General features: G+C 70.7%; 4 protein-coding genes and 2 pseudogenes. 2 read left to right on the top strand and 4 right to left on the bottom strand.

The features are described from left to right. The 3 genes and pseudogenes from ABZ749_RS25500 to ABZ749_RS25490 form a co-directional block, all read right to left on the bottom strand. Positions 1-72 (bottom strand): annotated as a pseudogene (locus ABZ749_RS25500) (single-stranded DNA-binding protein); the annotation flags it as partial. Between the two features lie 13 nt (positions 73-85). Further along, positions 86-526: a carboxymuconolactone decarboxylase family protein gene (locus tag ABZ749_RS25495; RefSeq protein ID WP_357232074.1), complete on the bottom strand. Its 441-nt coding sequence runs from the start codon at positions 524-526 to the stop codon at positions 86-88. Positions 527-888: 362 nt separating this feature from the next. Beyond that, entirely contained in the window at positions 889-1,908 is a 1,020-nt protein-coding gene (locus ABZ749_RS25490; RefSeq protein ID WP_357232071.1) for an ArsR family transcriptional regulator, read from the bottom strand. 308 nt (positions 1,909-2,216) lie between these two features. Between ABZ749_RS25490 and ileS the strand changes: the two genes are divergently transcribed. Further along, on the top strand, positions 2,217-5,435 hold the full coding sequence (gene ileS / locus ABZ749_RS25485; RefSeq protein WP_357232067.1) for an isoleucine--tRNA ligase: 3,219 nt from the start codon (positions 2,217-2,219) through the stop codon (positions 5,433-5,435). A 105-nt stretch (positions 5,436-5,540) separates the two neighbouring features. After that, on the top strand, positions 5,541-6,230 hold the full coding sequence (locus ABZ749_RS25480) for a lysophospholipid acyltransferase family protein (protein WP_355009324.1): 690 nt from the start codon (positions 5,541-5,543) through the stop codon (positions 6,228-6,230). Positions 6,231-6,267: 37 nt separating this feature from the next. Here ABZ749_RS25480 and ABZ749_RS25475 read toward each other — a convergent pair. Continuing rightward, positions 6,268-7,150, bottom strand: a pseudogene (locus ABZ749_RS25475) (hypothetical protein); the annotation flags it as partial.

Genomic DNA, 7,150 nt, shown 5'->3' with positions numbered 1-7,150 from the left:
GGTCTCGTACGACCGCTGACGCAGCCGGCCCGACACGATCACCCGGGCGCCACGCTGCAGCGACTCGGCGACGCCGCCTCGGTTGTCACGCCTGGGCCGGGGGCTCCAGCCGCATCGTCACCCCGATCCGATTCCACACGTTGATTGTGGCAATCGCGATGACGAGGTCGGCCAGTTCCTTCTCCGACCAGACCTTCGCGGCGTCATCCCACACCTCGTCCGGCACCCCGTGCTCGCCGAGCCGGGTGACCGCGTCGGTGAGGGCCAGCGCGGCCCGCTCCCGCTCGTCGAAGAAGGGAGCCTCCCGCCAGGCGGCTACCGCGAACAGTCGGCGGCTCGACTCGCCGTCGGCGAGCGCGTCCCGGCTGTGCATGTCCACGCAGTACGCGCACCCGTTGATCATCGACGCCCGCAGTTTCACCAGCTCCAGCACGGTGCGGTCGACGTTCGTCTGGACGTACTTCTCCAACCCCATGACGGCCTTGTACGCCTGCGGCGCGACCTCGGCCGGGTTCATCCGTTGCACGACTACCTCCTGATCGGTCCGACACCGGTACGACGGCCGGGCCGGGCGGGTCGTGACAACCGGGACTGTGATCCCGCTCATCTCAATGGAGAAGCCTGGATCGGCGGGCCGTCCCCGACCCCCGGTCGATCATGGAGTTGTTGCCACGACACGCCGTCGAGTGAGGCGACAACTCCATGATCAACGGGGGTTGGGTCGGGGATGGGGCCTGCCAGCGCCGTCTGGCCCCGGCAGGCCGAACAGCTCCCCGTTGTCGACCGTCAGGTCGACGCCGCGGTCTGCCCGGACCTTCCGACGCTCGTGATCAGCAGGCTAGGAGCGACGGGTACGGGTGGGAAACGGATTCGGATCGAGCCGAATGCTCAGGCCGAGGCGCTCGTCGGCTCGTCACCGACGAGCTGCACCAGTGCCAGACCGGCCGGTTCCAGCCCGTACAACACCCGTCGGCCCACCCGGCGCCGGTGTACCACGCCGGCGGCCAACAGCGCGGAGAGCTGCTCCGACACGGTGCTCGGAGCCAGCCCCAACGTGGCCGCGAGGCCCGCGGTGGTGGCTGGCCTCGCCAGCGCCCGCAGCACCTGGGCGCGACCCCGACCGACCAGCACCGCCAGCCGGTCCGTGGCCGGTGTCGTCCGGGCCGCCGGGACCGGCCCACCCTCGGCGAGCACTGCCGCCCCGCGCGCCTGGTAGGAGACGGCGATGATCTCCGGATGGTCGGTGGCGCAGACGAGTGCCCCCTCCGAGAAGATCAAGGGAAGCAGCAGCAGTCGCTGGTTCACCGCCGTGAACTGCTGCTCCGACGGCTTCACCAGGGTCAGCACCGGCTTGTTCCAGCGCACCCGTTCGTGCAGGTTCTCCAGGAGCGCGTCCGGGCCGTACGCGGCGAGCGCCCGAGCCCGATGCAGCACCTCCTCGTCCAGCGCCGCCTGCATCGCCGGCCACCACGGCGCTATGGCCGCGTCCCAGTACGCCTGGATGCCGTCGGCGAGCCGGTCCAGGGCGGCCCGCCGCTCCTTGATGAACGGGCGGAGCCACTCCGGCAGGTCGTCCGGGTGGTAGTAGTGGGGGATCTGCTCGGCGATCACCTCGGCCGGCGTCGCGCGCAGCTCGGCGAGCTGGTCGGCCAGGGTCGGCGCGGCCAACGTGGGGATCGGGCTGAGGAAGTCCGGTGCGGGCAGGCCGATGGTCAGCAGCCGGGCCGGCGCGGTCGCCGGCACGTCGTCGAGCACCCGCCGTGCGTGCCGCGCCCAGCCGGTGTACGGCCAGGGCGCCTCAATCGGATTGCGGTGCAGCAGCAACAGGCTGGTCAGCACCTCCCAGAGCGGGCTGGTGGCGATCCGGGTCCGGAGCAGCGTCGGCTCGTCCAACTCGATCCGGATCACCCGGTCAGCCTAGGGTGCCGGCGCGGGCGTTCACTCGGCGGCGGGGCGGTCGGCGGGTCGAGTATCGTTGGACCCCGAAAGGCGATGACCCGGCCATCACCGGTGAGCCTCCGGAAGAACAGCCGGGCAACCGGCCCAGTAGAACCGGACGGGTGCGGCCCGTCACAGCCGACAATGAGCGGGCGGTCGATCCTGACCGCCAAGCGGGGTGGTACCGCGGGCCACCCGGGAGCGCCGTTCCAGGCGTACCCGGAGGTTCGTCCTCGCAGACCCACGTTGAGTGAGCTGCATGAGGAGAGCGACCCCCGATGGCCTATCCGTTGCACGACGCGACCGCCGCCGGTGTTCCGGCGAGCCCGGACCTGCCCGCGGTCGAGCGCCGCGTGCTGGAGCACTGGACGGCTGACAAGACCTTCGAGGCCAGCATCGAGGCCCGCCCGGCCGGCACGGACGGCAAGAACGAGTACGTCTTCTACGACGGCCCGCCGTTCGCCAACGGCCTGCCGCACTACGGTCACCTCTTCACCGGCTACGTCAAGGACGTGGTGCCGCGCTACCAGACCATGCGCGGCCGGCACGTCGAGCGGCGTTTCGGCTGGGACTGTCACGGCCTGCCCGCCGAGGTGGTGGCCGAGAAGCAGCTCGGCATCACCAGCAAGGCGGAGATCATCGACCTGGGCGTGGACCGGTTCAACGAGGCCTGCCGTACCTCGGTGCTGGAGTTCACCCAGGACTGGGAGCGGTACATCAACCGGCAGGCCCGCTGGGTCGACTTCACCAACGACTACAAGACCCTCGACCTGGACTACATGGAAAGCGTCATGTGGGCCTTCAAGACCCTGCACGACAAGGGTCTGATCTACGAGGGCTTCCGGGTGCTGGCGTACTGCTGGCGCTGTGAGACGCCGCTGTCGAACACCGAGACCCGGATGGACGACGTCTACCGGGACCGGCACGACCCCACCCTGTCGGTGTGGTTCGAGCTGACCGCCGACGAGTCCGCACCGGAGCTGCTGCGCGGGCCGGTCAAGCTGGGCGTCTGGACCACCACGCCGTGGACCCTGCCGTCGAACCTGGCGCTCGCCGTCGGGCCCGACATCGAGTACGCGGTACTCGAACACCGGGGTTCCCCCGACAGCGAGCGCAGTGGCGACCGCTACGTCGTCGGCGCGGCGCGGCTGGCCGCGTACGCCAAGGAGCTGGAGGGTTACGAGCAGGTCGGCTCGGTGTACGGCCGGGACCTGGTCGGACGCCGCTACACGCCGCTGTTCGACTTCCTCGTCGAGCAGGCCGGGGAGAACGCCTACCAGGTGCTCGGCGCGGAGTTCGTCACCACCGAGGACGGCACCGGGATCGTGCACCTGGCCCCGGCCTTCGGTGAGGACGACCAGAACGTCTGCAACGCCGCCGGCATCCCCACCATCGTCACTGTCGACGACCACACCCGGTTCACCGCGCTGGTCCCGCCGTACCAGGGTGAGCAGGTCTTCGACGTCAACAAGCCGGTGATCCGGGAGCTGAAGGAGCGGGGGGTGGTGCTCAGGCAGGACACCTACACCCACTCGTACCCGCACTGCTGGCGTTGCGACACCCCGCTGGTCTACAAGGCGGTGTCGTCGTGGTTCGTCGCGGTGACGCAGTTCCGGGACCGGATGGTCGAGCTGAACCAGGAGATCAACTGGACGCCCGGCCACATCAAGGACGGCTCGTTCGGCAAGTGGTTGGCCAACGCCCGGGACTGGTCGATCAGCCGGAACCGGTTCTGGGGCTCGCCGATCCCGGCGTGGAAGTCCGACGACCCGAACTACCCGCGCCTGGACGTCTACGGTTCGCTGGCCGACATCGAGCGGGACTTCGGCGTACGCCTGACCGACCTGCACCGACCGGCGGTGGACGACCTGGTCCGCCCCAACCCGGACGACCCGACCGGGCAGTCGATGATGCGCCGGGTGCCGGAGGTGCTGGACTGCTGGTTCGAGTCCGGGTCGATGCCGTTCGCCCAGGTGCACTACCCGTTCGAGAACGCCGACTGGTTCGAGCACCACTACCCGGGTGACTTCATCGTCGAGTACATCGGGCAGACCCGTGGTTGGTTCTACACGATGCACGTGCTGGCCACCGCGCTGTTCGACCGGCCGGCGTTCCGTAACTGCCTGAGCCACGGCATCCTGCTCGGCTCGGACGGGCGCAAGATGTCCAAGAGCCTGCGCAACTACCCGGACGTCTACCACGTCTTCGACGCGTACGGCTCGGACGCGATGCGCTGGATGCTGATGTCCTCGCCGGTGCTGCGCGGTGGGGACATGGCGGTCACCGAGGCGGGCATCCGCGACGCCGTCCGGCAGGTGCTGCTGCCGCTGTGGAACGTGTACTACTTCTTCACGCTCTACGCCAACGCCGACGGGTATCAGGCCCGGCGACGTACCGACTCCACCCACCTGCTCGACCGGTACGTGCTGGCGAAGACGAACGAACTGGTGTCCACTGTCGGCGCGCAGATGGACGCGTACGACATCTCCGGTGCCTGCGCCACCGTCCGGTCCTACCTTGACGCGCTGACCAACTGGTACGTGCGCCGGTCCCGGGACCGGTTCTGGTCCGGTGACGCCAACGCCTTCGACACCCTGTCGACGGTGCTGGAGACGCTCTGTCGGGTGGTGGCGCCGCTCGCGCCGCTGACCGCGGAGGAGATCTGGCGGGGCCTGACCGGGGAGCGTTCGGTGCACCTGACCGACTGGCCCTCGGCGGAGGAGTTCCCGGCCGACCACGATCTGGTCCGCGCGATGGACAACGTTCGGGCGGTCGCCTCGGCGGCGCTGTCGCTGCGCAAGGCCAAGGGGCTGCGGGTGCGACTGCCGCTGTCGACGCTGACCGTGGCCTCGCCGGCCGCGGAGCTGCTGCGGCCGTTCGCCGACCTGGTCGCCGACGAGGTCAACGTGAAGACCGTGGAGTTCAGCGCGGAGCTGTCCGCGTACTGCGAGCAGGTGTTGACTGTGGTTCCCCGGGCGCTCGGCCCACGCGTCGGCAAGCAGGTGCAGCAGGTGATCAAGGCGGTCAAGGCGGGCGAGTGGGAGCTGGTCGACGGCGCACCGGTGGCCGCCGGCGTCACCCTCGCCGAGGGTGAGTACGAGTTGCGCCTGGTCGCCGCCGACGCCGAGCACTCCGCGCCGCTGCCCGGCGGCGAGGGAGTGGTGGTGCTGGACACCGACGTCACACCGGAACTGGCCGCCGAGGGGCTGGCCCGCGACGTGGTGCGGGTGGTGCAGCAGGCCCGCCGTGACGCCGACCTGGACGTCTCGGACCGGATCGTGGTGTCGGTGTCGGCGTCCGACGAGGTACGCGCGGCGGTGTCGGCGTACGTCGACTTCGTCTCCGCGGAGGTGCTGGCCGACTCGGTCGACTTCGTCGAGGGCCCGGGCGACTCCGTCGTCGAGGGTCGGGACGGTTCCGCCGTCGAAGGGCTGGAGGGCTTCGCCGGCGAGGTCGGCGATGGTGAGCGGGTAACGGTGGTCGTCCGCCGGGTATAACGGACCATCGCCAGGGTGCGGGCGCCTCACCACCTCCGTCCGGGAGGTGTGGAGGCGTCCGCTACGGTGACACCGCCTGCTCGCATTTCATCTGCCGGAGGACCAGTGCCGCTGCTCTACACCATCGGCAAGCTGACCGTGGGCCCCACGCTGCGGGTGGCGTTCCGCCCGACCGTGGAGGGTCTGGAACACGTGCCGGAGACCGGTGGCGCGATCTTCGCCGGCAACCACCTCTCGGTGGCCGACGAGTTGTTCCTCGGCACGGTCGTGCCCCGGCACCTGGCTTTCTGGGCCAAGTCGGAATATTTCAACGGCACCGGCGTGAAGGGTGCGATCTCCAAGTTCGTCCTCACCGGCCTGGGTGCGATCCCGGTCGAGCGGGCCGGTGGCCGGGCGGCGCTGTCCGCGTTCGACGCGGCGATCCCGGCGCTCAAGGGCGGTGACCTGGTGGTGGTCTACCCGGAGGGCACCCGCTCGCCGGACGGCAAGCTCTACCGGGGGCGGACCGGCGCGGCCCGGCTGGCGATCTCGGCCGGCGTGCCGATCATCCCGGTCGGCATGATCGGCACGGACAAGGCGCAGCCGATCGGCGCCCGGGTGCCCCGGCCGGGTACTGCCAAGATCACGGTTCGCTTCGGCAAACCACTGGACTTCACCGGCCGACCGGACGACCGCGCCTCGCTGCGGCAGATGACCGACGAGCTGATGAGCGAGATCCAGAAGCTCACCGGCCAGGAGTACGTGCCCCGCTACGCCCCGCCGCGCGCCCACCCGGACCCGACCCGCGACGCCTGACCCCGCCGGCCGCACCCCGGCCGGCCAGGGTGCGGCATCAGCCCCGCTCGGGTTGGACGATCTGGGCGCGCAGGGTGCCCAACAGGTCGGAACTGTCGGCGACGGAGAGTCGGGTGAACACCCCGGTGGCGATGCTGCCGTGGTCGACCGACGTGCAGACGACCACGGCACCGCCGTCGGCGCTACCCACCGCGCACCGTTCGTGCCGGCCCCGTACACCGGTGTCCACGTTTTCCGGGGCACCCAACGCGTACCGATCGGTGAGCCGGCTGATCTCGGCCTCCGCGTCCGACTCCGGGGTCAGCCGGAAGCCGGTGCCGCCGAAGACCGTCACCCGCTTGCCGCTCGTCGTGGCGTAGACGCCGGCGAACGTGTCCTCGGCCAGCCAGTTCTCCTTGCGTACCTCGCTCTCCAGCTTCTGGGCCGCCTCGGTGCTGCGGCTGTCCTGCCGCAGGCTGAGGTCGTCGACCTGGACGGGCAGGGCCGCGCGCGCCGGGTACTGGGCCGAGATCGGGAACCCGTAGTAGGCCGGGCAGCCACAACAGCAGGCCAGGGTGAGCAGCAGCAGCCACGGCCAGCGGCGTCGTCGGCGAACCGGAACCGGCACGTACCCCTTGGGGGCCTGCCAACCGGGCGGCGGCGATGGCGGTGGCGTGGTGGATCGCCGACCCCGGCGCTGCTTCGGCACCTTCGGCGGCGCGGGTGGCGACATCGGCCGGGCCGGCACCATGGGTCCGATGGCCCGGGTTGCGCCCGGAGCGGCCGGCGGCGGCACCGGCTGCGACCCGGCCGGGGGAGCGGGCGGCCCGGACCACTGCCGGGTGTCCGGCGGCGTCGGATACGACATCGTGGGCGGCAGCGGGGGCAGTTCGGCGGAGGGCAGGTCCCAGCCGCCGGTGTCCACGCCGGCCCACGGGTCG

It is taken from the genome of Micromonospora sp. NPDC047753, assembly GCF_040642735.1.
Classification (GTDB): Bacteria; Actinomycetota; Actinomycetes; order Mycobacteriales; family Micromonosporaceae; genus Micromonospora.
Note: the sequence above shows the minus strand (reverse complement) of the source record. Positions and strands in the feature narration are given on the sequence as shown.

Bases quoted from the DNA above. Each gene is read 5' to 3' on its own strand.
- ileS (WP_357232067.1), top strand. From the start codon at position 2,217: ATGGCCTATCCGTTGCACGACGCGACCGCCGCCGGTGTTCCGGCGAGC.